27 protein-coding genes and 1 pseudogene are annotated in these 23,374 nt (G+C 69.1%); 13 read left to right on the top strand and 15 right to left on the bottom strand.

Annotation, left to right across the window (positions count from 1 at the left end; translation table 11 throughout):
- Positions 1-83: 83 nt before the first annotated feature.
- Complete coding sequence (locus NA8_RS18905; RefSeq protein WP_063051684.1) at positions 84-659, bottom strand: TetR-like C-terminal domain-containing protein; 576 nt, start codon at positions 657-659, stop codon at positions 84-86.
- A 94-nt stretch (positions 660-753) separates the two neighbouring features.
- Here NA8_RS18905 and NA8_RS18900 point away from each other — a divergent pair, with 94 nt between their 5' ends.
- Positions 754-2,091, top strand: coding sequence for a carboxylesterase family protein (locus NA8_RS18900; RefSeq protein WP_063051683.1), 1,338 nt, complete (start codon positions 754-756; stop codon positions 2,089-2,091).
- 87 nt (positions 2,092-2,178) lie between these two features.
- On the opposite strand, the gene NA8_RS18895 is transcribed toward NA8_RS18900, so the two are convergent.
- Genes NA8_RS18895 through NA8_RS18880 form a run of 4 tightly spaced genes read right to left on the bottom strand, consistent with a single transcriptional unit; the run spans position 2,179 to position 4,877 of the window.
- The gene (locus tag NA8_RS18895; RefSeq protein WP_063051682.1) at positions 2,179-3,024 is read right to left on the bottom strand and encodes a polyphosphate kinase 2 family protein; all 846 of its coding nucleotides are present in this window, start codon (positions 3,022-3,024) and stop codon (positions 2,179-2,181) included.
- Between the two features lie 34 nt (positions 3,025-3,058).
- Entirely contained in the window at positions 3,059-3,784 is a 726-nt protein-coding gene (locus NA8_RS18890; RefSeq protein WP_063051681.1) for an ESX secretion-associated protein EspG, read from the bottom strand.
- On the bottom strand, positions 3,781-4,443 hold the full coding sequence (locus NA8_RS18885; protein ID WP_063051680.1) for a hypothetical protein: 663 nt from the start codon (positions 4,441-4,443) through the stop codon (positions 3,781-3,783). The genes NA8_RS18890 and NA8_RS18885 overlap by 4 nt, the downstream gene beginning before the upstream one ends.
- Before the next feature lie 41 nt (positions 4,444-4,484).
- Complete coding sequence (locus NA8_RS18880; protein WP_063051679.1) at positions 4,485-4,877, bottom strand: hypothetical protein; 393 nt, start codon at positions 4,875-4,877, stop codon at positions 4,485-4,487.
- A 182-nt stretch (positions 4,878-5,059) separates the two neighbouring features.
- Between NA8_RS18880 and NA8_RS18875 the strand changes: the two genes are divergently transcribed.
- The 3 genes from NA8_RS18875 (at position 5,060) to NA8_RS18865 (ending at position 7,078) form a co-directional block, all read left to right on the top strand.
- Positions 5,060-5,806, top strand: a complete 747-nt coding sequence (locus tag NA8_RS18875; RefSeq protein ID WP_063051678.1) for a GntR family transcriptional regulator — start codon at positions 5,060-5,062, stop codon at positions 5,804-5,806.
- A 61-nt stretch (positions 5,807-5,867) separates the two neighbouring features.
- A complete protein-coding gene (locus NA8_RS18870; protein ID WP_063051677.1) occupies positions 5,868-6,059 on the top strand; it encodes a hypothetical protein in 192 nt (63 codons plus the stop codon).
- Positions 6,060-6,187: 128 nt separating this feature from the next.
- Entirely contained in the window at positions 6,188-7,078 is an 891-nt protein-coding gene (locus tag NA8_RS18865; RefSeq protein ID WP_063051676.1) for an SDR family oxidoreductase, read from the top strand.
- Positions 7,079-7,117: 39 nt separating this feature from the next.
- Here NA8_RS18865 and NA8_RS18860 read toward each other — a convergent pair whose 3' ends face one another.
- From NA8_RS18860 to NA8_RS18845, 4 genes are all read right to left on the bottom strand, one after another.
- Positions 7,118-7,729: a class I SAM-dependent methyltransferase gene (locus NA8_RS18860; RefSeq protein WP_245663900.1), complete on the bottom strand. Its 612-nt coding sequence runs from the start codon at positions 7,727-7,729 to the stop codon at positions 7,118-7,120.
- Between the two features lie 34 nt (positions 7,730-7,763).
- On the bottom strand, positions 7,764-9,014 hold the full coding sequence (locus NA8_RS18855; protein ID WP_063051674.1) for a saccharopine dehydrogenase family protein: 1,251 nt from the start codon (positions 9,012-9,014) through the stop codon (positions 7,764-7,766).
- A gap of 37 nt (positions 9,015-9,051) precedes the next feature.
- On the bottom strand, positions 9,052-10,464 hold the full coding sequence (locus tag NA8_RS18850) for an ABC1 kinase family protein (RefSeq protein WP_063051673.1): 1,413 nt from the start codon (positions 10,462-10,464) through the stop codon (positions 9,052-9,054).
- A 222-nt stretch (positions 10,465-10,686) separates the two neighbouring features.
- Complete coding sequence (locus tag NA8_RS18845; RefSeq protein ID WP_157106771.1) at positions 10,687-11,370, bottom strand: TetR/AcrR family transcriptional regulator; 684 nt, start codon at positions 11,368-11,370, stop codon at positions 10,687-10,689.
- Positions 11,371-11,588: 218 nt separating this feature from the next.
- On the opposite strand from NA8_RS18845, the gene NA8_RS18840 reads away from it, so the two are divergent.
- The 5 genes from NA8_RS18840 (at position 11,589) to NA8_RS18820 (ending at position 15,725) form a co-directional block, all read left to right on the top strand.
- The gene (locus tag NA8_RS18840) at positions 11,589-12,923 is read left to right on the top strand and encodes a DUF445 domain-containing protein (RefSeq protein WP_174550103.1); all 1,335 of its coding nucleotides are present in this window, start codon (positions 11,589-11,591) and stop codon (positions 12,921-12,923) included.
- A gap of 104 nt (positions 12,924-13,027) precedes the next feature.
- Complete coding sequence (locus tag NA8_RS18835; RefSeq protein ID WP_062968146.1) at positions 13,028-13,534, top strand: helix-turn-helix domain-containing protein; 507 nt, start codon at positions 13,028-13,030, stop codon at positions 13,532-13,534.
- Positions 13,531-14,217: a hypothetical protein gene (locus tag NA8_RS18830; RefSeq protein WP_063051671.1), complete on the top strand. Its 687-nt coding sequence runs from the start codon at positions 13,531-13,533 to the stop codon at positions 14,215-14,217. Before NA8_RS18835 ends, NA8_RS18830 begins: the two co-directional genes overlap by 4 nt.
- 81 nt (positions 14,218-14,298) lie before the next feature.
- A complete protein-coding gene (locus tag NA8_RS18825) occupies positions 14,299-14,589 on the top strand; it encodes a DUF2516 family protein (RefSeq protein WP_040870424.1) in 291 nt (96 codons plus the stop codon).
- A 92-nt stretch (positions 14,590-14,681) separates the two neighbouring features.
- Positions 14,682-15,725, top strand: a complete 1,044-nt coding sequence (locus NA8_RS18820) for an alpha/beta fold hydrolase (RefSeq protein WP_063051670.1) — start codon at positions 14,682-14,684, stop codon at positions 15,723-15,725.
- A gap of 24 nt (positions 15,726-15,749) precedes the next feature.
- Here NA8_RS18820 and purU read toward each other — a convergent pair whose 3' ends face one another.
- Positions 15,750-16,640 (bottom strand): formyltetrahydrofolate deformylase, encoded by an 891-nt coding sequence (purU, locus tag NA8_RS18815; protein ID WP_040870422.1) that lies wholly within the window; start codon positions 16,638-16,640, stop codon positions 15,750-15,752.
- On the opposite strand from purU, the pseudogene NA8_RS35915 reads away from it, so the two are divergent.
- Positions 16,625-16,786 (top strand): annotated as a pseudogene (locus NA8_RS35915) (FitA-like ribbon-helix-helix domain-containing protein); the annotation flags it as partial. The gene purU and the pseudogene NA8_RS35915 overlap by 16 nt on opposite strands.
- Positions 16,787-17,206: 420 nt before the next feature.
- Here the strand turns inward: NA8_RS35915 and NA8_RS18810 are convergent.
- Complete coding sequence (locus tag NA8_RS18810) at positions 17,207-17,785, bottom strand: GNAT family N-acetyltransferase (RefSeq protein WP_063051669.1); 579 nt, start codon at positions 17,783-17,785, stop codon at positions 17,207-17,209.
- Between the two features lie 155 nt (positions 17,786-17,940).
- On the opposite strand from NA8_RS18810, the gene deoC reads away from it, so the two are divergent.
- Positions 17,941-18,609: a deoxyribose-phosphate aldolase gene (deoC, locus tag NA8_RS18805; RefSeq protein WP_063051668.1), complete on the top strand. Its 669-nt coding sequence runs from the start codon at positions 17,941-17,943 to the stop codon at positions 18,607-18,609.
- 82 nt (positions 18,610-18,691) lie between these two features.
- On the opposite strand, the gene NA8_RS18800 is transcribed toward deoC, so the two are convergent.
- The gene (locus tag NA8_RS18800; protein WP_063051667.1) at positions 18,692-19,414 is read right to left on the bottom strand and encodes an LmeA family phospholipid-binding protein; all 723 of its coding nucleotides are present in this window, start codon (positions 19,412-19,414) and stop codon (positions 18,692-18,694) included.
- 258 nt (positions 19,415-19,672) lie between these two features.
- Here NA8_RS18800 and NA8_RS18795 point away from each other — a divergent pair, with 258 nt between their 5' ends.
- Positions 19,673-20,122, top strand: coding sequence for a hypothetical protein (locus NA8_RS18795; protein WP_245663898.1), 450 nt, complete (start codon positions 19,673-19,675; stop codon positions 20,120-20,122).
- Positions 20,123-20,133: 11 nt separating this feature from the next.
- On the opposite strand, the gene NA8_RS18790 is transcribed toward NA8_RS18795, so the two are convergent.
- The 3 genes from NA8_RS18790 to NA8_RS18780 all read right to left on the bottom strand — a co-directional run bounded on the left by NA8_RS18790 (position 20,134) and on the right by NA8_RS18780 (position 22,038).
- Positions 20,134-20,940, bottom strand: a complete 807-nt coding sequence (locus tag NA8_RS18790; protein ID WP_063051666.1) for a hypothetical protein — start codon at positions 20,938-20,940, stop codon at positions 20,134-20,136.
- Positions 20,910-21,431 (bottom strand): DUF2505 domain-containing protein, encoded by a 522-nt coding sequence (locus NA8_RS18785; protein WP_063051665.1) that lies wholly within the window; start codon positions 21,429-21,431, stop codon positions 20,910-20,912. The genes NA8_RS18790 and NA8_RS18785 overlap by 31 nt, the downstream gene beginning before the upstream one ends.
- Positions 21,432-21,552: 121 nt before the next feature.
- The gene (locus tag NA8_RS18780; RefSeq protein WP_063051664.1) at positions 21,553-22,038 is read right to left on the bottom strand and encodes a DUF2505 domain-containing protein; all 486 of its coding nucleotides are present in this window, start codon (positions 22,036-22,038) and stop codon (positions 21,553-21,555) included.
- A gap of 237 nt (positions 22,039-22,275) precedes the next feature.
- Here NA8_RS18780 and NA8_RS18775 point away from each other — a divergent pair, with 237 nt between their 5' ends.
- The gene (locus tag NA8_RS18775) at positions 22,276-23,352 is read left to right on the top strand and encodes a UDP-N-acetylmuramate dehydrogenase (protein WP_063051663.1); all 1,077 of its coding nucleotides are present in this window, start codon (positions 22,276-22,278) and stop codon (positions 23,350-23,352) included.
- Positions 23,353-23,374 lie beyond the last annotated feature (22 nt).

The following is a 23,374-nucleotide window of genomic DNA, read 5'->3' as shown; positions in this document are numbered from 1 at the left end:
TCATGGTCGGCTTTCCTGAGAGATTCCGAAACATTCGTCCCGCCACCGGTGATATCGGCCGAATCACGCCGGCGGCGGCATGGTCAGCGCGGTTCGATGCCGGTGAGGATCAGATCGACGGCGTGACGGGCCAGGCCGGGCGGCAGCTCGCCGCCGAGCTGCGTGACGTGCAGATGGACCAGGCCGCCCAGCGTCAGCATGATCAGCCGGGGGTCCACCGTCGCCGCCACGTCCCCGCGGGCGATACCCCGCCGGACGATCTCTTCCGACGACGACAGCCGCCGCAGCCAGAATTCGCGCCGGATCGCCTCCACCTCGGGGTCGGACTCGGCGATCACGGTGCCGCGGATCAAGGCTCGACCCGAGGGAGCCTCCGCGAAACGAATGAGGTCGGTCATGAACCGCTCCAGATCGCCCCGCAAGGAACCGGTGTCCGGAAGCGGGATCTGTTCGCCCACTCGGGACAGCAGCGCGTCCAGGAGCAAACGGGGCAGTGATTTCCACCGACGGTAGATCGAGGTCTCGTGCACGCCCGCGTCCGCGGCGACATCGGCGATCCGCACGGTGCCGATGCCGGCCGACTCGATGCGGGCTAGCGTCGCGTCGAGCACGGCCTTCTGTAACCGCGCACCGCGGATCTGTGCGGGGGAGTCACTCATGCGGCGATTATCGCAACTACTCTTGCGTTCCTTCGGTGCGGAGCCCTAGCGTGGTGATATCGCAAGTCGACTTGCGATAGAAGGCGGGAGTGGCATGGAGCAGGTGGTGGCGTCCTCGGGACGCTGGCGTGGCGAGGCTCGCGATGTGGTCGCGGTATTCCGCGGGATTCCCTACGCGCGGGCAGAGCGATTCGGCGCGCCGGAGCCGGTCGAGGCCCATGACGGGGTGTACGACGCGACGCGCCGGTACGCCATCGCACCGCAGTTGCCGGGACGGCTCGAGGGAGTGATGGGGCGGGCAGATGCCCTCGAGCAGGCGGAGGACTGCCTCGCCCTCACCGTTACCACCCCCCTGGGCGCCGAACCGGGCAGCTGTCCGGTTCTGGTGTGGCTGCACGGCGGCGCCTATCTCGCCGGCAGCGGGCAATGGAACCTGTACGACGCGGACCGGCTGGTGCGGCAGACCGGCGTCGTGGTGGTGTCGGTGAGCTACCGCCTCGGCGTGCTGGGCTACCTCCGCGCACCGGGTGTCTCGGCGGGAAATCTCGGTCTGCGCGATCAGATCGCGGCGCTGCGGTGGGTGCGGGAGCACATCGGAGAGTTCGGCGGCGATCCGCAGCGCGTCACCGTATCGGGACAGTCGGCGGGCGCGCAGTCGGTCGTCGCGCTGCTGGGGATCGCGGAAGCGAGGCCGCTGTTCGCCCAGGCCATCGTGCAGAGCGCACCCTTCGGCGTCGGCTTCCAGAGCCATCGGCGGGCCGAGCGGGTCGGGGCGATGTTCCTCGCCGAACTCGACGCCGATCCGCGCACCGCTGCGGTGCCCGACCTGCTGGCCGCGCAGGGACGTACGGTCCGCCGGATGGCCGGGCCCGCCGCGCTGAACCCCGCCCCGCCCTTCTTGCCCGTGGCCGACGCGGGCCCACTGCCCGACCAGCACGCCTGGCGGCGAGCGGTACGAGACGCGGCCAACGATCTGCCGGTGGTGCTCGGGTGCACGGCCGAGGAGTCGCGAGCGTTCTACGGCGGCCCGCATCCGGTCTTCGGCAGGTTACGGCGACTGCCGGTGACCGGTGCGCGGATCGACGCGGCGCTACAGCATCTCATCGGGCGAAAGGCGTTCGAGCACGGACTGTTCCGTTTCGCCGACGAATTGGCCGATGCCGGCGCGCGCGTGTACTGCTACCGCGTGCAACAGCTTCACCCCGCGAATCCGTACGGCGCCTGCCACTGCATCGATCTGCCGCTGCTGTTCGCCGACGGCGACACCTGGCACGGCGCTCCGATGCTCGCGCCCCTGACCGCGGCGGAGATCGACGCGCTGGGCCACCGAACTCGTGACTGTTGGGGCGAGTTCGTGCGCACCGGACGGATCGCCGACACCGGCTGGACGCCCCACCGTCCGGGCTCGCGGATTGTCCGGCAGCTGCCCTGAGCAGGCGTGTGCGCAAGTGGCGAACTCGGCGGAACCCGCCCGAACTGCGGCACGCGGCCCGCGAAGCCGGGCGCGCGACGCGGTGACCTAGGCCCGCGCCAGGCGCCGCTTCTGCTGCTCGACGTCGAACGTCGGCAAGGGCCACTCCAGTTCCAGCCGTTCCAGAGCCGCGATCAGCAGTTCGGTGACCGCGAGCCGGGAGAACCACTTGCGGTCGGCGGGCACCACGTGCCAGGGCGCGTACTCGGTGGACGTGCGGTCCAGCATCGCCTGGTACGCCTCCTGATAGGCGGGCCAGTACGCGCGCTCGTCGATGTCGGCCGGGTTGAACTTCCAGAACTTGTCCGCCCGTTCCAGTCGCTCGGCCAGCCGCCTCTTCTGTTCGTCCAGCGAGACGAACATGGCCACCTTCACCAGCGTGGTGCCCTCGTCCACCAGTTCGCGCTCGAACGCGTTGATCTCGTCGTAGCGCGGCTCCCACACCGCCGGTGGCACCAGGTTGTGCACCCGCACCACGAGCACGTCCTCGTAGTGCGAGCGATCGAACACGCCGAGCTGACCCGCGCGCGGCAGCGCCTCGCGGATGCGCCACAGATAGTGATGGCGCTGCTCCTCTTGTGTCGGTACGCCGAACGCGGCGTGATCGACGCCTTGGGGGTCGACCGAACCGATGACGTGCCGGACGATACCCCCCTTGCCCGCGGTGTCCATGCCCTGCAGGACCAGCAACACGCTGCGCCGGTCGCCGGAACGGCCGTTGGCGTACAGCTTCTCCTGGAGATCCGACAGCACCTGGCTGCGTTCGGCGAGCAGTGCGACGCCCGTCTTCTTGTCGCCGGTGAATCCCGGCGTCCCGGAGGTGTCCAGCTCGGCTACTCGCAAGCCGTCGGCCTTCATGGCCTCGGCAGGACACACCTTCCACTGTTCAGGCATAGCCCCACCCTAACCACGCGGTGGTTCCGCCCGGTCACACTTGCGCGAGCCGCAGCAGCTGGGTGGCGAACTCCTCGTCCGACACGGGGGTGAGCATGAGATCGTGCGCGGTGGTGAGCAGGTAGCGACCGTCGCCGGTGAAGTCCAGCCAGGTGCGATGGCGGGTGGGCGGGGACATCGGGTTCTCGGGCTCCACCGTGACGGTGATGAAACCGCGCCCGTCCACCGGCTTGCGCAGTGTCTGACGGAATTTCGCCGCACCGCGATGGCCGTTGGTGACGAACGGCTCGGTGCGGTCCGGACTGAGCACGGCGTCCTGCGGCTCCCGCATCGGGGCGAGCCTGCCCGGCCGCGCCGAACCGATGATCTGCACCAGGCGTTCGCCCACGACGCGGGCATGGCACATCTGTACGGTCACCCGGTCCGGGGTGGCGACCAGGATGCCCGCGTGGTTGTGCACCACCGCGGCGAACGCGAGAATCCGTTCGGTCTCGCTCTCGCTCCCGTTGCGCGCGAGGGCGGAGCGTTCGCCGGAGACGGTGATGGTGGTCGCGTCGTTGCGCGCGCAGAGCACCAGCGCGGCGGCCAGGTCGGGTTCGGCCTGCCGGGCGAAGCGCTGCGGCAAACGCAAAGCGTGGTACTCCGATTCGGTGCGCGCCGTGGCCGATGGGACCATGTTGACCGGATAGGGCCTACGGTCCAGGCTCGTTTCGTTCGTCCAGACATGCGTGAATTCGTCCGGGGTCAGTACCCATTTCACCGTGCGCCGCCTCCGCGGACGGAACTCGGATCGCCGGGTGCGTTGTCGGCCGCCGAACCTTCGTGCGGCCGGGGGAAGCGGGGAACACGGTCGCCGGTGGCGGGCATCGTCGGGGTATAGACGTAGGTCATCGTGTCCCGGACATCCGCCTCGATGTCTGCCGCCGCACTATCGTGTTCCATCCTACGTTTTCCACCGTAAACCGCTTCGGCGGCCGGGTCCGCCAGCGGCCGATACCGCTGCGGCGGCGCGATCGCGCCCCGGACCGTTTGCGCGGCATCGCTATTCAACTCCATCAGCCGAGCGACCGCCCGGCACACGTCCTGCGCGTCCCCGCCCGCGCGGACGAACTGCCTGGTCGCGCCCACCGCGGCGTCGGCTGCCCGGCCGGACCAGCGCGCGAATTCCCGGTTGGTGGCATCGGAGAAGGCTTGGAACGCGTCGGCCACCGCGTCGGCGTTGGCCTGCCATGCCTCGGCGATCCGGCCGAGCGCCGCCGGGTCGAGCGCTTCATGCACCAGATCCCAGATCTGCTGATGGGTATAGGCGCCGAACAGTTCCCGATCCGGCGCGTAGGCCGGATCGGTCGCCCCGTCGGCGAATCCGGCCAGCTCCTGCCGGATGTCGTCGGCGGCGGCGCGTGCCGCGGAGTCTGCCATCCGTCGTCCCCCTCAGTCGGTCCCGGCGCGCGGGTGCGTGCTCAACTGGGCTCCAGGTAGTCGGCGATCAGCCGCAGCGCGGCCTGATTCGCCGCCTCCGCGTCGGCCAGCCGGTTGGCCGCGGCGAGATACGCCGCCTTGAACAGCAGCGCCGTCTCCTGGAACGCCGCCAGGGTGTCCAGGTACTGCCGTCCTTTCGCGGCGAAACCGCGGGACAGGCCGTGCCCGGTGGGCAGGTCGGGAAAGCCGGTCACCTCGGTGACGAGGTGTTCCCCGGCCATCGCGCGACGTAGATCGTCGACCAGCTGGTCGCACGCGGCGGCCAGATTCTCCGCGACCGCCGTATCCAGCTCGAACTTCTCGCCCCCGCCCGCGCCCATGGCCGCCGCGTACAGCTCGCGCGCCGTCCCCTGTCCGGTATCGGGTACCGCCACGTGGAAGCCCCCTTCCGCTCGGTCCTGTTCGTACCGCGCTGTACTGGACCCGCACTTTACCGCTCGGTTCAGCACGGCGGACCGGGTCGGTATGCGCTTGTGCCGAGCCCCCGGTACTCGGATCCGCCGTTGTTAAACTGACCAGCGGTCCGAGGGGCGGTATCCGCAGGGGAAGGCGACCGGTGGCCGAAAACGACGACGTAGTCCCGAAATACCTGCAGATCTCGGGTCATCTCCGTGCGCTGATCGAACGCGGCGAGCTGGCGCCCGGCGCCGAGGTGCCCTCGGAGCGGGAGCTCGCCGCACGCTGGAAGGTGGCCCGCCCCACCGCCGCCAAGGCGCTGAATACGCTGCGCCAGCAGGGAATCGTCCGGTCCCGTCGCGGATCGGGCACCTATGTGGCCGAACAGCCTGTGTTGCTGCGGGAGAGTGCGCCCCGGTATGGACCGTCTTCGCGCGAAAGCCGGTCGGTGACCGTGCTGCGAGCCGCGGTGGTGGAAGGACCGCGGGAGGTCACCGATCCGCTCGGCCTGCCCGCTCCCAGTTCGGTGATCGTGCGAAAGACGTTGCATGAGGACATATCCGGATCTGCTCGATTGGCCACCTGCTGGTATCCGGGCGGTTTCGCCGAAACCGCCGCCCTGCTGCTCGAATCCGAGGCCGTGCTCGGCGGAGTCGCACGGTATCTGGAAGACGCCACCGGACGCGCTCTCGCCGTTGTGCGCGAGAGCGTCGGCGCCCGGCTGGCCACCGACGACGAACGCCGCCACCTCACGCTTCGGCATCCGGCAGCGGTGCTGGTTGTGCGCCGCCTCGGTCTGGACGCTCAGGGCGTCCCGCTCGAGTACCGCGAGACCGTCCACCCACCCGGCCGGTGGATCATGCCGCACGAGTATTTCACCAGCTCAACGGCCGATTCCCGCCGTTGACACCCCGCCGCCGCAACTGGCATAGTCCACTTGTCGGAAGTGTCGAAGGGCGGGAGGGGCGATGTCCGATCGGTTGACCGTCGGCGGCTGGGTGATCGTGGGGGAGCAATGCTCGGTCCGCCTGGCCCCGGTAACGCGCGACGACTACCTCGCGTTCGTCTTCGAAAGCAGCGGAACCGAATTCGAATTGGCCCTGGCTCCCGCGATCCTGCACCGCATGGTCGATCTCGGCTCCGGGCCGCCGGTGCCGTGACACGCTGTGGGTGGAGGCGAGTTCGTCGCGTACTTCGCCCTGATGCACAACGATCGCGCGCGAGCCCGGCGAATGCCAGCTAGCCTCACTCCACAAGATCGTGCATTCTCGGCAGAGGACCATCCGCCATGAACAACCCTCTACCCACGCCCGCGTCCGTTCGTGCGGATTCGACCGGGGATCTGCTCAGAGGCAGGACCGCTGTCGTCACCGGCGCCAGTCGTGGCATCGGCCGGGCGATCGCGATCAGGTTCGCGGCGGAGGGTGCGAACGTCGCGATGATCGCTCGTACGCAGGAGCCACATCCGAAGCTGCCCGGCACGATACACACTGCCGCCGCCGACGTGGCGGCAGCGGGTGGCGACGTACTGCCGCTCGTGGCCGATGTGCGCGATGACAAGGCGCTGGCGAAGGCGGTCGATCGCATCGTCGATCGCTTCGGCGGCATCGACATCCTGGTCAACAACGCCGGATCGGTCGATCTCACCGGCGCCGAGCAGATCGGCATGCAGCGCTACGACCACATGCAGTCGGTCAACGTGCGCGCCCCGTTCCTGCTGTCCAAGCTGGCGTTGCCGCACCTGCGTATCTCGGCGCAAGCCGGGCGCAACCCACACATCCTCACACTTTCCCCGCCTCTCAACATGAATCCCGCGCACGTCGGCAACGGCATCGCCTACACCGTCTCGAAATACGGTGTCAGCATCGCCACTATCGGCTTGGCGCACGAATTCCGGTCCTATGGCATCGCCGTGAACTCCTTGTGGCCCCGGACCAAAATCGACACCGCCGCGGTACGCAACCTGCTCGGCGGCGAGGACGCCGTCGCCGCGTCCCGCACGCCCTTGATCTGCGCCGATGCCGCTCTATTGATCGTCACCAGTCCCGCCTCGACCTACACCGGTCAGCTTCTCTTGGACGAGGATGTCCTCGCATCGCATGCAAGCACCGACCTGGATCGGTATCGGGTCGTACCGGGTGCCGGTGCGCTCGCCGCCGACCTGTTCATCGACGGGTAGGCCGCCACGGAAAGGGCGAGCGCACGCTGTCTCCGGCGGCTAAGCGGGTTTCGTCGCGCTGACGTATTGGAGCAGGCGATGGACCCGCTGGTCGATCTCCACCAAGCCCTGTTCGGCGAAGAGGGTCGGGAAAGTTCGCGTGCCGAATACCCGCAGTCCGCTCAAACCGCCGACCATGCGGCTCACCTCGCCGATGGGGTTGGCGGCCCGATGGCTGGTGGTGATCGCGATGCGGCCACCGGGGGCGAGGACGCGTATCATCTCGCGGGCGGCGACGAGCGGGTCGGGAATGAGGTAGAGCGCGCCGAAACAGCAGACGGCGTCGAAGGTGCCGTCCGCGAACGGGAGCGTGCGCGCGTCGCCGCGCAGATACCCGACGCGCGGTCCGGCGTTGTCGGCGACGGCGCGCGCCAGCATCGGCTCGGAGTAGTCCAAGCCGATCGCGTAGCCGTCGCCGGACAGCGCCTCGCTCAGATACCGGGTGAAATTACCCGGCCCGCAGGCGATGTCGAGCACCTTCTGCGCGCCGCCGAGGCGCAGGGTGGCGACCGCGTCACGCCGGTCCGCCGCGGTCGTCCGCCCGCTGGCGAGATAGAACAGCGTCGGCCGCCAGGCTCGCTCGTACACCGCCGCGAGCGCGGGGGCATTCATCGTTTTTCGTGCGAGGTTCACCGGGCTACGTCTCTCAGGCGCGGTCCACGGTGATGGTCATGCCCGCTGCGCGCAGCCGTTCGGTGAGCGCGTCGCCCATCGCGGCGGCGGGTGTGAGGATGCCCGCGAGTTCCGGTTGCTTGTCGGTGTCGAAGGCCAGGCACAGACCGCTCTGGCCGAGCAGCACCGCGGTGGCCTGGTAGCCAGGGTCGCCGGTGCCGGAGAAGGTGGCCACGTACTTCGCGCCCGAAGTGGTGTGCGCGAAGGTCTTCATGGTGAACCAGCCACTCTTGCGCGCCTTCTCGTCCGGCCCGGTGCCCGGCTTGGGCAGCACGCGGTCCAGCAGCTTGCGGCCCGCGGCGGCCCGCGACAGCAGCGCGCCCGCGGTCAGGCCCGCCACGATGCCGCCCGCCATGCCCGCCGCGACCAGCGGCGCCACCCGCGACCTTCCCGCGCTCATCACTTCGCGGTAGCGGAAGTTCTTGCCGTACACCCAGCCGAGCAGCCCGTTGGTGCGGCGCACGATCTTGGTGTTGTGCGCGGCCATGACGAACGTGCTCACCCACCCGTCCAGGCTCGGGTCGACGGCGCTCGCCCGGGACAGCGCCTGATCGGACTGGCGGCCGACATCGGGATCCATCGACTTGTCCGGGCTCAGCGAATACGGATGCGACAGCACCGAGCCCTTGGCCGGATCGGCGGCGATCGCCTCCATCATGGCCCGGCCGGAATCGATGGTGCCACCGCTGACGCCGCCCTTGAGCGAAGCGACCAGCGTGGTGTCGACGAGCTCGCCGGTGTTGTCCTCGACCGTGCGGCGGTAGAGCTGGTAGACGCTCAGATCGGACGGAATCGAGTCGTAGCCGCACGAATTGACGATTTTCGCGCCCGTGGCGACGGCCTGTTCGTGATAGGCGTCGATGGCTTCGCGGATGAACAGCGGCTCACCGGTGAGGTCGGCGTAATGGGTGCCCGCCTTGGCGCACGCCGCCACCAGCGGCAACCCGTAGCGCAGGTACGGGCCGACCGTCGTGACCACGACCTTGGTGCGTGCCGCCAACTCGTCCAGTGCGGCCTGGTCTTTCGAGTCGGCCACGACCAGGCCCCAGCTCGCGGCCTTCGGGCCGAGGTCGTCGCGCACGGCGGTCAGCTTGTCCAGCGACCGTCCCGCCAGCGCGATCCGCGCGGATTCCGGGGCAGCGCCGGTGAGGTACTCCGCGGTCAGCTTGCCGACGAAACCGGTCGCGCCGAAGAGGACCAGGTCGTATTCCCGAGTGTCTGCCATGGGTCTTCCGTTCTGCGGTCGTGTCGCCGGTCGGCGGCTACTTCGTGGTCTTCTTGCGCGGCCGTTGTGGCGCGGTCTGCGGGCGGCCGTCGAGCCAGGCGTGATGGGCGCGGCCGAGCTCGGTGGCCGGTGGTTCGTCGTAGAGCCATTCCCGGGCGATGCGATGCCAATTCGCGGTGCAGCCGAGCTGGCCGAGCATGCCGAAGGTCAGGAAGTCGGCGCGGCGGGAGAAGAGATGTTCCGGCGGCAGGTTCTGCTGCTTCATGCCGGTGAACTCGCTGGCCCTCGGGTCGACCGCGAGCAGGAAGGCGCCACTGGCCAGCTCCGGGGTGATGGTCAGTTCCTCGTCGATCAGACACCATTCCGAGGCGGCGAGCACGTACTCCAGGCACTCCTCGGCGCCGATCTCCTCCGGTGAATCGATGACGCCGCGCCGGATCATCAACTCGCGCAGATCTTCCGCGCGGTCTTCGGCGGCGGCGCGCAGACAGACCAGCTCGAACTGCACGTGCTCGGGATCCATCCGGTTGAACAGCCCGAAATCCAGGAACCCGACCCGGCCGTCCGCGGCCAGCAGCACGTTGCCCGGATGCGGGTCGCCGCAGAACTCGTTGAAGGTGAACAGCGATCCCATGTAGAACCGGTAGATGATCTCGCCGATCCGGTCGCGCTCCACCTGGGGCAGCTGCCGGATCTCGTCGAAACCCTTGCCGTGGACGTACTCGGTGACCAGGACCCGCGTGGTGGAGAACTCCGGTAGCGAGCGCGGCACGATGACGAACGGGTGCTCGGCGTAGAGCTCGGCGATCTGCAACTGGGTGGCCGCCTCGGCCCGGTAGTCGAGTTCGGCCTCCATGTTCAGGCGCAGCTCGTCCAGGACCGCGGGCGTCACCCACGGCATCGCGGACTGCAGTACGCGCCGGAACATGGCCAGATTCTTCAGGTCCGCGCGCACCGCCGCGTCGATGCCCGGGTACTGCACCTTCACCGCGACCTGGCAGCCGTCGTGTAGTCGCGCTCGGTACACCTGGCCGATCGAGGCGGCGGCGACGGGCTCGGCGTCGAACTCGGCGAAGACCGCGTCCACCGGCTTGCCGAAATCGTCCTCGATCACTTGGCGCATGGACGCGAAGGACACCGTCGGGGCCGCGTTGCGCAGCACGGCCAGGCGTTTCTGAAACCGCTCCCGGTGGTCTTCGGGAACCAGGTCCAGATCGAGCACCGACATCATCTGGCCGAGTTTCATCGCGACGCCCTTCATGGTGCCCAGCACCATGACCACCTGCTCGGTGGTGCGGATCATGGATTCCTCGGCCATCTTCGCCCGGACGGCCTCGGATCTGCCTCGCATGGTCAATCGCGTGCGCTGGGTGCGAAGCACCGAACTGGCTGCCACCGCACCCAGCTTGGTGCCACGAGCAAGCCGAGAGGTCGGTACTTGCTTCGCCATCGAGGTACCTCCGTTGGTGCCGCGGTCGGAGCGACGGACGCGCAGGCGGCAGCGTGCGGGCCGTCGTGTCCCGCGCGGACCGCCGTCGTGTACGGCGCCGGCGGTGACGCAGCGCACTCGGCGCACCGCTCGGGGTTCAGACTAGCCAAGGTTCCGGCAAAGTCGACAGTGCCGGTGAACTTCAGCAAGCGGTCCAGCTAGCACCTGGGCCGACGGCCCGAGTCAGTCCTGCGCGGGCGCTTCGGGGGTGGGCAGCACGTGCTGCTGCGCGTTGAAGGTCGCGGGCGAGCCGCCGGCGCGGGCCATGCCCTCGATGGCGCTCCAGGCCAGCATGGTGAGGTAGTCGATCACGTCCTCGCGGGACAGCGACTTGTTGGTGGTCCACCAGTGCGTGGCCAGCTGAATGCCGCCGACCAGCACGTACGATGCCAGCGCGGCGCCCTCGGTGGCCACGCCCCGCTCCCCGGCGCGCTCGGTGATGACGGCGCACACCACCTCGGCGAAGAGCTTCTCGAATTCCGCGAGCGAGGACTGGTCGGCCGAGCCGTTGCCCATGATGAACCGGTAGACCTCCGGGTCCTCGTCCACCGTCCCGACGTATTCGGCGAGCGCCGAGCGGACCAGCTGGTATTCGTCGGCGTCCAGGCTGATCGCGCCGTACACCCGCGGCATCAGCGTGGTCTCGATGAACCGCTGCATGGTCGCGTGGACCAGGTCGTTCTTGTCGGAGAAGTAGCGGTAGAGCACAGTCTTGGAGACGCCGATCTCCGCGGCGATCTCGTCCATGCCCGCGTTGCTGCCGCGGGCGCGCACCGCGGCGAGGGTTCCGTCGACGAGTTCCTCGCGGCGGTCGATCTTGTGTTGCCGCCACCGGCGCTTGCGGCCGTCCATCCGGCCGCCGCGCACCGCCGACGGTCGCTCGCCGATATCGACAAGGTCTTCGGTGGACAGCGTGGGCTCCCTCGTTCGTCTGGGCTCGGTGGCTACCAGCTTAGGTCCCCGCTACCCGTGATATGCGCTTTTGAGCCCGGATGCGGTAGGAACCACAGCTTCGGGCGCGTCCGGCGTGTCCACATCGCGCTCGCCCGCTCGCCCACTTCACCGCGCACAGCAGAATGGGAGGCATGGAGAAAGCTCCCGGCAACACCGCGGTGGCGGACGCCCCCGCCGGGCCTGCCGCCGCGCCCTTCGGCTTAGCCGCCGTACTCGACGAGGCGGCCAAGCGTCGTGACCTCTGGCGGATGAAAGCGTTCGCCACCGGCCTGCTCGCCCTGGCCACCGCGATCTATCTGTTCTGCCGCTGGACCGAATCGCGGGGGGCGGGTGGCGACTGGGTCGGCTACCTGCGGGCCGCGTCGGAGGCGGGCATGGTCGGCGCGCTGGCGGACTGGTTCGCGGTGACCGCCCTGTTCCGTCATCCACTCGGCCTGCCGATTCCGCACACGGCGATCATCCGGCGCAAAAAAGACCAGCTCGGCGCCAGCCTCGGCAGCTTCGTCGGCACGAACTTCCTGGCGCCGGAGGTGGTGTCGGCGAAGGTGAACTCGGCACAGGTCTCCTGGCGGGTCGGGCGCTGGATGGCCGATCCCGGTCATGCCGCTCGCGTGGCGCAGGAGAGTTCGACGATCCTGCGCGCGGTCGTCGGCGTGCTGCGCGACGAGGATGTGGAGCAGGTCATCGACAACACCATCGTCAAGCGGATCGCCGAGCCGCTGTGGGGTCCGCCGATCGGGCGGGTGCTCGCGGAACTGCTCGCCGACAACCGGCAGCAGGCGCTGCTGGATCTGCTCGCCGAGCGCGCGCACCAATGGGCGCTGGGCTCGCAGGAGACGATCGATCGGATCGTGCTGCGGGACGCGCCGCAATGGGCGCCGAAATTCGTCAACATCCTGCTTTCCGAACGGATCTACCGGGAACTGGTCGAGTTCACCTGGAAGATCCGCTCCGATCCGGAGCACGAAGTTCGCCTCGCCGCGAATCGTTTCCTGGAGGAATTCGCCGAGGACCTGCAGAACGACGACGCCATGATCAAGAAGGCGGAGCGCATCAAGACGCAGATCATGGGCAGAGAGGAAATCACCGGACTCGCCTCGGCCACCTGGCGCGCGGCGAAGCGGCTGATCCTGGAGTCCGCCGACGATCCGCGCAGCACCCTGCGGCGCAAGGTCGCCGAGAACGTGCAGCAGCTCGGCGAGCGATTGCGCGACGACGCGGACATGCGCGCCAACGTGGACGGCTGGATCGACCGCGGCGCGCGCTACTTGGTGGAAAACTATGCCGGTGAGATCAGCACCCTGGTCACCGACACGGTTGCCAGGTGGGATGCCGAAGAGGCGAGCAAGAAGATCGAATTGCAGGTCGGCCGGGATCTGCAATTCATCCGCATCAACGGAACCGTCGTCGGTTCGCTTGCCGGACTGGCGATCTACACGATTTCCCATTTGATGTTCGGCGGTTGAGCCGCGGCACGCGGACCGTTTGCCCCAACACTGCTAGCAGACTGCTTGCAATAGCTAGCACCCTGTCCTAGAATCGAACTCGTACAACCGCCAGAAGGTGAGTGATGGCAGACCAGCCCGAGGTTTCCGCCGAGTACACCGACAGATCGGACGAGCACTCGTCCGGCGTCGGCGAACGAGGAGGGCGCGTCGTCAACGCGGCGCACGACATCGGAGGCTTCATCAGGGCGCAGCGGGAAGCCGCGCAGGTCTCGCTACGTCAGCTCGCCCAGCTGGCGGGGGTGAGCAATCCGTACCTCAGTCAGATCGAGCGCGGACTGCGCAATCCGTCCGCCGAGGTGCTCACGCAGATCGCGAAAGCGCTGCGGGTCTCCTCGGAGGTCTTGTACGTACGGGCCGGCTATCTCGAGCAGCGGCCGCACAGTCCGGTCCGGGATGCCCTGCTCGCCGACACGTCCATCAGTGAGCGGCAGAAGCAGGTGCTGCTGGACATCTATGAATCGTTTCGCCGGGAAAACGGAGGAAACGAGGCAGGGGGGGACGTATGGGACAGCGACGTTCCGCGCACGACAACCGACACTCCGCCACGCCAGGAGAACGAAACACCATGACCGAGAAGAACGCCACCGTTACCAAGCCCTTGCTCGCCACCGTCGGTGCGGGTGACGCCCTCTACGCCGCCGTCAACGACGTGGTCGCGCAGGTGCGCGAACGCGCGGTCACCACCGACGTGCAGGCCCGGGTCGAGGGGGCGCGCGAGCGCTTCGCCACCGTCCCCGCCGACGTCCAGGCGCAGTTCGAGTCGCTGCGCGAGCGGCTGTCCGGGCTGCCGTCGGAGCTGCCGGAGGACCTCGCCGAGCTGCGCGAGAAGTTCACCGCCGAGGAGCTGCGCACGCTGGCCGAGAAGTACTACCGGCAGGCGCTGGACCTCTACGCCGACCTCGCCGTCCGCGGTGAGGAGGCCATCGAGCGGCTGCGCGCCAACCACCTGGTCGAGGAGCGGATCGGCAAGGTCGAGACCATCTACGGCGACGCGGTGAGCCGGGCCGAGGACGTGTTCGGGCGCGTCAACGGGCTGCTCGGCCGCCCGGCCAAGGTCGAGGACACCGAGGCCGCGCCGGTGTCCGAGGCCGCGCCGGTCGTCGAGGCCGAGGTCGTCGAGGTGACCACCGAGGCCACCCCGGCTCCGGTGACGAACGGTGCGCCGAAGAAGGCTCCGGCCAAGAAGGCGACCACCCCCGCCGCCGCGGCCAAGAAGGCTCCGGCGAAGAAGGCCGCTCCCAAGAAGGCCTGACCGCCCGCCGGCGAAGCTGTCCGACGCCCTCGCGCACCCCTGGTGCGCGGGGGCGTTGCTTCTATGATGGGTGGGGTGAATATGGTGCACGGCTTGACCGGGATGATCCTGCTGGTGTTGTGGCTGGCGGCGCTCGGTGCGACGATTTTCGCGCTGATCCACGCCGTGCGTCAGCGTCCGGACGCGTTCACCGCGGTGGACAAGCTGACCAAGCCGATCTGGCTGGCGATTCTCGGGGCGGCTGTGCTCGTGCTCCTCCTCTCGCCCGCGGGTCTGGGCCTGCTTTCCTTCGCGGCGATCATCGCCACCGGCGTCTACTTGGCCGACGTCCGGCCCAAGGTCGATGAGGTGCAGCGGGGTCCGCGCTGGTGAGGGCGGAGATCGCCGACCGGTAAGGGTGCTTGCACTAGCAAGCGGTGCGAATCGGGGTTACTGTATCTAGCAGTAACACAAAGGAGTGTCCGATGCGTGCCATGCTGCCGACCGCGTTGACGAGCTTCCCGGGGCTGCTCCGGAGCTTGCGCGACGCGCACAGCGCCGACTTGCGTTCGCGTACCTACCGGATCGCGGCGTTCAACCCGCCGACCGTGCCCCATGAGGTGATCCCGGTCCGCGCCGGGGACGGAGCCCGGCTGCGCGTCCACGCCTACGGTTCGTCGGACAAGCCGCTCATCGTGCTCGTGCACGGGTGGACCTGCTGCCTCGAATACTGGAATCCGCAGATCAACGCGTTCGCCGGCGAGTACCGAGTGATCGCTTACGACCAGCGCGGCCACGGCGAGAGTGAGTACGGGTCGAGCGAGTTGAGCATGGACCTGCTGGCCGACGACCTGGCCGCGGTGCTCGACGCGGCGCTCGCGCCCGGACAACGTGCCGTGCTGGTCGGGCACAGTCTCGGCGGCATGACGCTGCAGGCGTGGGCGGGACGCTACCCCGAGCGGGTCGCGCGCCAGGCGCAGGCGGTGCTGCTGACCAATACCGCGGCCGATCGGCTGATCCTGGAGACCACGGTCGTGCCGCTGCTGAACCGGCCGTTGCGGATGCTGCAACTGAAGGTGCCGCTGCCGTTCCTGTTCGGCAGGCTGGGGCTCGGCGCCCCGATGGTCTTCCCGCCCATCGCGCCGGTGCGCTGGCTGTTCGCGCGCCAGATCCTCAGCACCGCGGCCAAGGGTGAGCTGCTGGACTTCAGCATGGCCATCGTGCGGTCCTGCCCGGCCCGGGTGCGTTCCAGGTTCGGTTTCCTGCTCGCCACGATGGATGTCGGGGAGTCGGCGCGCAATCTCGTGGTCCCCACGACGGTGCTCTCCGGACAATTCGACGACATGACGCCACCGGCCCACTCCGAGCGGATCGTCGAGCTGCTGCGGGAGACCGGGAGCCTCGTGCGTTACCAGATGCTGCCTACCGGCCATCTCGGCAATGTCGAGGCTTACGAGCGGTTCAACGAGGAACTCGGGCGCCTGCTCGCCGAGGTGGGCAAGCGCGCCCGCGCCGACCTCGCGGGCTGACGCGCCGGGGTGGCGTTCGCCCCGTCAGGAGAAGACGACCGTCCGGCGGCCGTGCACCAGCACGCGTCCCTCCAGATGCCAGCGCAGCCCGCGCGCCAGGACCACCCGCTCGATGTCGCGGCCCTGGCGGACCATGTCGCGCACTTCGTCCGCATGATCGATGCGGATGACGTCTTGCTCGATGATCGGGCCCGCGTCCAGTTCCGCGGTCACGTAGTGACAGGTGGCGCCGATCAGCTTCACGCCGCGGGCGAACGCCTGATGGTAGGGGCGAGCGCCGACGAACGACGGCAAGAAGCTGTGATGGATGTTGATGGCCTTGCCCGCCCAGTGCTCGCACAGCTCGGCGGGCAGCACCTGCATGAACCGCGCCAGCACCACCGCGTGCGGGTTGTGCGCGTCCACCAGGGCGCGGACCTCCTCGAAGGCCGGACCGCGCTCGGCCGGGTCCTTCGGGAACGGCACGTGATGGAACTTCACCCCGTGCGCCTCGGTCATCGCCGCGAGATCCGGGTGGTTGCCGATCACCGCCTCGATGGTGGCGGGCAGTTCACCGCTGGCGGCGCGCCCGAGCAGATCGTGCAGGCAGTGGCCGTCCTTGCTGACCAGCAGCACCGCGCGGCGGCGGGCGCGGGAGTCCAGCAATTGCCATTCGGTCTGCGGACCCAGGTCGGCCGCCACCCCGGCGAACCGGTCGCGCAGTTCCTCGATCCCGAACGGCACCGTCGCCGCCTTGATCGCCTGGCGAGTGAAGAACCAGCCCGTCTCCACGTCGGAGTGGTACCCCGCCTCCACGATCGAGCCGCCGAACTCGGCGATGAACGACGTGATCCCGGCGATGATGCCCGGACGATCCGGGCAGCCGAGCGTCAGCACGTAGCGGCGATCGTCCAGGACGGGTGGAGCGGAACTCATGCGTTCATCCTCCCAGGTGCGCCCCGCGGGATGCGCCGCGCCTTCGCCTGACGGTCCGGGACCTACCCGACGAAGTACGCGAGGCGCCGCGTGTCCGCGCGGCGCAGCACGGGCACAGCACCGAGGCCGAGGTTCGCGCGATCCTCATCGAAGCCGTTACCCCTGCGGCGCGAGTCGAACTCGGTACATTGCTGGCGGAGATCGGTCGCGAGATCGGACTAACCGACGACGAGTTCGACGCGCTCACCGCGCGGGACCGCCGACCGGTCATCCCCTTGGAGTTCGAGTGATCGTTCTGGACACCAACGTCCTTTCCGAACCACTTCGCAAGGCGCCGGACCCCGAACTCATGGCCACCGCCCGTGCCGCCGGGGCCGCGATCGGCACCGCCGACGGCTACATCGCCGCGACGGCGGGCGCCGCGAACATGGCCGTGGCCACTCGCGATACCGCGCCCTTCCGAGCTGCCGGCGTAACCGTTATCGACCCGTGGGCTCAGCGCATGCTGTGCGCTCGGCTCGGCGGGCTGAACTACACCCGGTCGGCATCGACTATTCGTGTCGTGGTCAGAGGTTGTAAAACGGGTCCGCGTAGTGGAATTCGCCGACTATCCGGGAGTCGTAGGCCGACAGGGAGCGGACCTGGAAGTGGCTGATCCAGGCCGGGTCGTCCGGGGTGATGCCGAGACGGGCGGCGGGGACGAAACCGAAGCGGGGGTAGAACTCCAGGCTGCCGAGCAGGCCGATCAGGGGTTCGTCGAGGGCGTCGGCGGCGCCGAGCGCCGCGTGCATGAGGGCCGAACCGACCCCGGAGCCTTGATGGTCGGCGAGCACACCGATCGGGCCGAGCGCCAGCACGGGGAACGGGCCGACGGCGGCTCTGGTCAGGCACAGGTGGCCCACCACGCTGTCGTGCTCGATCGCCACCAGGGAGAGCGTCGGGATCCAGCCCTCGTCGCTGCGCAAGCGCGCGATCAGGTTCACCTCGGGCGGATCGGCGCTGTCACCGGACACGTCGGCGCCATCGGCATCGCCGGCAGTGGCGCCATCGGCATCGCCGGCAGTGGCATAGCGCGGTGCGAATGCGCTGCGGTGCACCGCAGCGATCGCAGCGGCGTCGTCGGCGCGTTCGCGACGGATCAGCACGGTCGTCTCCTCCCGAACGAAGTAGGGCCCATCCGCACACGTTAGTCAGTCGACCGTGGCGAAACGTTGTCCGATGCGCCATCAGCTACGAGTGTGCGGGAAGTGCCGCCAGGCGCGCAACGGAATTCGCCTCCGGTGTGCCAGACTCTCACCCCATGGCAAGTTCCGCGTCGCTGACCAGGGCCGAAGTGGCCGCCATGATCGATCACACACTGCTCGCCCCCGAGGCGACGCCCGCCGAGGTAGACGGGTTGATCGAGGACGCGCGGGCATTGGGCGTGCTGGCGATCTGTGTGTCGCCGTCCATGTTGCCGGTACGCGCGCCCGGACTGGTGGTCGCGACGGTCGCCGGATTCCCTTCGGGGAAGCATCATTCGCTGGTGAAGGGCGCCGAGGCGCGGCTCGCGGTGGACCAGGGCGCGGCAGAGGTCGACATGGTCATCGATGTCGGCGCGGCCCGCGCGGGGGATTACACGGCGGTGCTCGCCGACATCGTCACGGTGCGCGAGGCGGTGGGCGATCGGGCCCTGTTGAAAGTGATCATCGAATCCGCCGCTCTGCCGGACGAAGCGATCGTGCAGGTGTGCCGGGTCGCCGAGCGCGCGGGGGCCGATTTCGTGAAGACCTCCACGGGGTTTCATCCCGCCGGGGGCGCGAGCGTCCACGCCGTGCGGTTGATGGCCGAAACGGTCGGCGGGCGGCTCGGCGTCAAGGCCAGCGGGGGGATCCGGACCGCCGAGGCGGCGGCGGAGCTGATCGCGGCGGGCGCGACCAGGCTCGGGTTGTCGAGATCCCGCGAGGTGCTCGACGGCTTCGCGCCCTGATCGGCAGCCGAAAAGCGTTCGCGGATATCCGGTTCGCCCCGAGTGCCTCGGCAACGCCCGAAGACGTTGCGGCGGGACGCGTTCAGCAGCGCATGTCGGAGCTGTCGCCCGCGGGTTCGAGCTGGGTGCGTCCACCCGACAGGTGGACCGCGACGCCGGAGTCGGTGACCTGTAGTTCGGTCGCCGCCATGCCGAGCGGGTAGCTCTGCAGGCTCTGGGTGAACAGGTCGACGATGCTCTGCACCAGGTCGGCGGGCAGGCCCATGCCGAGCAGCTCCGCCGACATGGTCTCCACCTGGACCGTCCCGTTCACGACCTGCGGCTCGAGCTGGAGTTGGGCGAGGCCGCCGAGCACCGACAGGGTGAGCAGGCCGGTACTCGCCGAGGAACTCACGTCACTGACCATGCCGCCGAGGGTTTCCTTGATCCCCTCGTTGCTCCAGGTGACATCGGCCGAGGAGCTGCCGATCTCGCCTCCGCCGTGGTCGGCGAGGTCGACGTCCCGGAATACGGCGTGCACTACCATCCCGACGGCGGGACCGAACTTGGTGTCGTCGCTGTCCACCCGTACCGAGGGCACCTTGCCGTCGATCCAGGTGACCAGCATCGGCTTGGGGCCGAAGCCGACGTCGATCTTCGACCCCATCTCCTTCTCGAACTGCGAGCTGATGCACTTCGACACCGTGTGCCTGGCGTAGGCCTCGCCGCCGACCAGGATCGTGGCGAGCAGAACAGCTACCACGGTCAGGGCGATCAGCAGGGCTCGCCGGTTGATCGTCTTGGTGGAGGATGTGTTCGTACTCATGGCGAAAATTCTTCCCGACCTTTCTGTGCCATCTCTGAGGAGGCAGTGAGGGGTTCGAATGTGACATGAAGCACAAAAACCGAGCGTAGCCTGATGCCCATGGCTGGCGATGTGGCAAGCCGCGCGATCGGATCCGCGGAACAAGGATGGCGTGTTCTGCGTCGCTGGGCCGGTCGGCACGCCGGTTTCTTCACGACTCGGCAGGTACTGCGCACGGGGTGTGGGGCGCGCGTGCGGGCAGGCCTCGGCGACGGTTCGGTGACCAGAGCAGGAATCGGCATGCTGCGGTTGGCCGGTTGGCCGGAAGGTCCGCTCGACGAATACGCGATGTGGGCGGCCTGGTTCGACGGCGCCGCGGTCGTATCCCATCAGAGTGCGGCGGAGCTGCACGGGCTCGGCAGCCTGTCGCCGCGGTTCCTGCACCTGTCCGTGCGCGCGGGACGTCCACCGGTGACGCCACGGCTGGCTGTCGTGCACCGGTCGCTGACAGGCGCCGACGTGGAATCGGCGGGCCCGTTCCTGGTGACGACGCCGGTGCGCACGGTGCTGGACCTGGCCGAGGGCGATATCGGGCAGGCGGCGTTGAACGAGGTGGTCGCCGACGCGGTCGCCATCGACCGCTGCGCGGGCCGGGAGATCACCGACGCGGGAGCGCGCCTCTCGCCCCGCGCCGCGAGACGGGTATACCAGGCGCTAGCCGTAGCGTGACGAAACTCTCGCTAGCTCGCATCGAGCGGCGCGACGGCCGGCCACGGCACCGAGAGCACATTGTCGCGCAGGCGACGGCGGTAGGGGCGAATCGGGAAGCCTTCCGCGCGCAGGGCCTGGGCAGCCGCACGCCAGCGGACACGAGGACCGAAAGGCGCCATCGGCGCGGCGTGGGCCCACGCCCGATCGGCTGCCGCGAGCAGCGCGTGAATGGGTTCCCCGGGAATATTGCGGTGGATCAGCACCTTGGGCAGGCGTTCGGCGAGGTCGGAGGGCCGCTCCACGGTGAACGGATCCCAGGCCAGCGTGAGCGAGCGCGGCCCGTGCCGGTCGAGCAGGATCCATGCGCAGCGCCTGCCCAATTCGTCGCAGGTGCCGTCGACCAGCAGTCCGTCCGGCGCCAGCCCCGCCAGGACGGTCGACCACGCGTCCGGGACCGCCGATTCCGGATACTGCCGCAGCACGTTGAAGGCGCGGACGAGGACCGGTCGCAGCCCGGCCAATTCGAAGCCGCCGCGCGCGAAGGTGACGCCGTCGCGGCCGGGCACCAGGCGCTGCGGGTCGATCTCGAGCCCGACGACCCGCACGTCGTCGCGGATCGTGCGCAGGCGCGCCGCCATCTCGAAGGTGGTCCACGGGCTCGCGCCGTACCCGAGGTCGACCACCAGCGGATCGGGCGAGCGGGCCAGCCGGTCGGCGACGAGGTCGTCGTTGATCAGCCAGCGGTCGCTGCGGCGGAGGCGGTTGACGGCGGTGGTGCCACGGGTGATGATGCCGACCGGTTTGGTCAGCGAGTGGGGTGCTGTTCTTCCAGCCACTTGACCGTGAACTCGGCCTCGCCGCGGAACAGGTCGACCAGGTTCACCAGCATCAGCTGCTCCAGGCGCGGGCCGACCATGGGGATGAACACCTTCGCCTCCGAGGAGAAGCGCATGGTGCAGCCGGTGTCGGTGGGGAAAAGGCGGATGGTGCCGCCGAGGCTGCCGGGGCCCGCAGGAATAGCCGCCGAGTACTTCCCGGTGATCTCGTGCGGGGCGAACGGGCTGTAGGTCTCCTTGCGGGTGATCACCATGTCTTTGCGGATCACCGTCTGGGCGATCTCCGGCAGCATCTCGCGGGGCAGGATGTGGTGCAGTTCGACATCGATACCGCCGTCGCCCGCCTCCAGCCGGACCACCTCGTTGCCGGGCGAGTACTTCCTCATCTCTTGCATCCGCGCGTCCCAGTAATCGCGGTTCGACAGCGCCGCGTACAGCTCTTTTGCGGTGTGCAGCGGATAGCGGGCGGAGTAGTCCAATCGGCGTGCCATGGGCTCACACGTTACTGGGTGCGGCGCCGCCGACCTCGGCGGGCGGGGGGAGTGCGGACGTGCCACGAACGCGGGGACCGCACGGTGTGACGTCGAACAATGTCCGCATTCCCCGCGTGGATCAGTGCTCCGCGAGCCAGCGGCCGGTGAATTCCGCCTCGTTCTTCAGCAGCTCGGTGAGATGCTCCGCGATCGCCTTCTCGATCTTGCTGCCGAACAGCGGGATCTTCACCTCGATGGCACCCTCGACCGTGGCGACGGCGCCGGAGCCGTCGGCGGCCAACGTGACGGTGCCACGCACCTCGGCGGGCGCGCCCTCGACGCGGGCTTCGAAGTCGGCCCGATCGCCGGTCCAGTCTTCGACTCGCGGGATGATCAGATCGCCGGGGCGCACCGCGGTGATCGCGGCGGGCAGCTGTTCGGCGGCGATGGCCTGCACCATCTCGACGCGCACCTGATCACCGCTGACGGTGACCGAATCCAGCCGGGCATTGGGGCCACCGACCGCCGCGACGCGATCCTTCCAGTACTGATCGTTCGCGAACGCCGCGCGCACCCCGGCGGGCGGATGGGAGTAGCGGGCCGTGTACGCCAGCGGTGTAGCCATGAGTGCACACGCTACCGTGCAGCGCCGGAGCCACACGAGTGGTGTTATCCGATCTGCTCGCGGGCTGAACAACGCCCCTGTGGCCGTCGGCGCGCCTGCTATCGGGTTGCGCTCGGGCTATCGGGTTGCGTTCGTACTATCCGAGTGGCGCCATCCGCTCGTCGGCGAGATGAATACACCAGCGTGTAGCCGTTGGCACGCACGCTACCGTTTAGCACCGTGCGAACTTCACGAGTTGTGCCGTCGGACCTCCTCGCCGGTACCGGTGCGCGGCTGCGCGCCGACGTGCGGCTGGCGGAGCTGACCACACTGCGGGTCGGCGGGCCCGCCCTGGTCGCCGAATGCGCCACGACCGAGGCACTGGTCGCGACGGTGCGCGCGCTGGACGCGGCGGGCATCCCGGTCCTGCTGCTCGCGGGCGGCTCCAATCTGCTCATCAGCGACGACGGCTTCGACGGCGTGGTGGTCCGGGTCGCCACCACCGGCGTCGAGATCGGTGACGGCGGTGTGGTCGCCGAGGCGGGCGCGAACTGGGACGCCGTGGTCCGTGCGACGGTCGCCGCCGGTCTCGGGGGACTGGAGTGCCTGTCCGGCATTCCCGGTTCGGCGGGCGCGACGCCCGTGCAGAACGTGGGCGCCTACGGCGCGGAGGTGGCAGGGCTGCTGCGCCGGGTGCGCCTGCTGGACCGCGCGAGCGGAGAGATCCGCTGGGTGGAGCCCGGCGAACTCGGCTTCGGTTATCGCACCAGCGTGCTCAAGCACCGTGACGACGCCGTCGTGCTCGCGGTCGAGTTCGCGCTGCGCCCGGACGGTTCCAGCGTGCCGCTGCGGTACGGCGAACTGGCCTCGGTGCTGGGCGCCGGGGACGGGGAGTCCCGGCCCGCGGCACAGGTCCGGGACGCGGTGCTGCGGTTGCGCGCGGGCAAAGGCATGGTGCTCGATCCCACCGACCACGACACCTGGAGTGCCGGCTCGTTTTTCACCAACCCGGTCGTCGCGCCGGAGCGGGTGGCGCAAGTGCGCGCCGCGATCGTCGCGCACCTGGGCGAGGTCGCGGTGCCGACCTATCCGGCGCCGGACGGGGTCAAGTTCTCCGCGGGCTGGCTGATCGAGCGTGCGGGTTTCGCCAAGGGCTTCCCCGGCGCCGGAGCGCCAGCTCGGCTGTCGACGAAACACACACTGGCGCTGACCAATCGCGGCGCCGCAGGTGCCGCCGATCTGGTGGCGCTGGCCCGGACGGTTCGCGACGGCGTCGCCGAGCGCTTCGGGATCCGGCTGGAGCCGGAGCCGGTCACCGTGGGCGTCACGCTCTGACGCGCTGAGGCCGACACCACAC

The sequence above is a fragment of the Nocardia arthritidis NBRC 100137 genome, from assembly GCF_001612765.1.
GTDB classification, from domain to species: domain Bacteria; phylum Actinomycetota; class Actinomycetes; order Mycobacteriales; family Mycobacteriaceae; genus Nocardia; species Nocardia arthritidis.
Note: the sequence above shows the minus strand (reverse complement) of the source record. Positions and strands in the feature narration are given on the sequence as shown.

Excerpts from the sequence above, each read along its gene's own strand:
- NA8_RS18865 (WP_063051676.1), top strand. The coding sequence starts at position 6,188 with ATGAACAACCCTCTACCCACGCCCGCGTCCGTTCGTGCGGATTCGACC.
- purU (WP_040870422.1), bottom strand. The coding sequence starts at position 16,640 with ATGAGTTCCGCTCCACCCGTCCTGGACGATCGCCGCTACGTGCTGACG.
- NA8_RS18800 (WP_063051667.1), bottom strand. The coding sequence starts at position 19,414 with ATGAGTACGAACACATCCTCCACCAAGACGATCAACCGGCGAGCCCTG.
- NA8_RS18900 (WP_063051683.1), top strand. The coding sequence starts at position 754 with ATGGAGCAGGTGGTGGCGTCCTCGGGACGCTGGCGTGGCGAGGCTCGC.
- NA8_RS18830 (WP_063051671.1), top strand. The coding sequence starts at position 13,531 with ATGACCGAGAAGAACGCCACCGTTACCAAGCCCTTGCTCGCCACCGTC.
- NA8_RS18820 (WP_063051670.1), top strand. The coding sequence starts at position 14,682 with ATGCGTGCCATGCTGCCGACCGCGTTGACGAGCTTCCCGGGGCTGCTC.
- NA8_RS18840 (WP_174550103.1), top strand. The coding sequence starts at position 11,589 with ATGGAGAAAGCTCCCGGCAACACCGCGGTGGCGGACGCCCCCGCCGGG.
- deoC (WP_063051668.1), top strand. The coding sequence starts at position 17,941 with ATGGCAAGTTCCGCGTCGCTGACCAGGGCCGAAGTGGCCGCCATGATC.
- NA8_RS18835 (WP_062968146.1), top strand. The coding sequence starts at position 13,028 with ATGGCAGACCAGCCCGAGGTTTCCGCCGAGTACACCGACAGATCGGAC.
- NA8_RS18850 (WP_063051673.1), bottom strand. The coding sequence starts at position 10,464 with ATGGCGAAGCAAGTACCGACCTCTCGGCTTGCTCGTGGCACCAAGCTG.
- NA8_RS18905 (WP_063051684.1), bottom strand. The coding sequence starts at position 659 with ATGAGTGACTCCCCCGCACAGATCCGCGGTGCGCGGTTACAGAAGGCC.
- NA8_RS18895 (WP_063051682.1), bottom strand. The coding sequence starts at position 3,024 with ATGCCTGAACAGTGGAAGGTGTGTCCTGCCGAGGCCATGAAGGCCGAC.
- NA8_RS18860 (WP_245663900.1), bottom strand. The coding sequence starts at position 7,729 with ATGAATGCCCCCGCGCTCGCGGCGGTGTACGAGCGAGCCTGGCGGCCG.
- NA8_RS18855 (WP_063051674.1), bottom strand. The coding sequence starts at position 9,014 with ATGGCAGACACTCGGGAATACGACCTGGTCCTCTTCGGCGCGACCGGT.
- NA8_RS18870 (WP_063051677.1), top strand. The coding sequence starts at position 5,868 with ATGTCCGATCGGTTGACCGTCGGCGGCTGGGTGATCGTGGGGGAGCAA.
- NA8_RS18780 (WP_063051664.1), bottom strand. The coding sequence starts at position 22,038 with ATGGCTACACCGCTGGCGTACACGGCCCGCTACTCCCATCCGCCCGCC.
- NA8_RS18785 (WP_063051665.1), bottom strand. The coding sequence starts at position 21,431 with ATGGCACGCCGATTGGACTACTCCGCCCGCTATCCGCTGCACACCGCA.
- NA8_RS18825 (WP_040870424.1), top strand. The coding sequence starts at position 14,299 with ATGGTGCACGGCTTGACCGGGATGATCCTGCTGGTGTTGTGGCTGGCG.
- NA8_RS18885 (WP_063051680.1), bottom strand. The coding sequence starts at position 4,443 with ATGGCAGACTCCGCGGCACGCGCCGCCGCCGACGACATCCGGCAGGAG.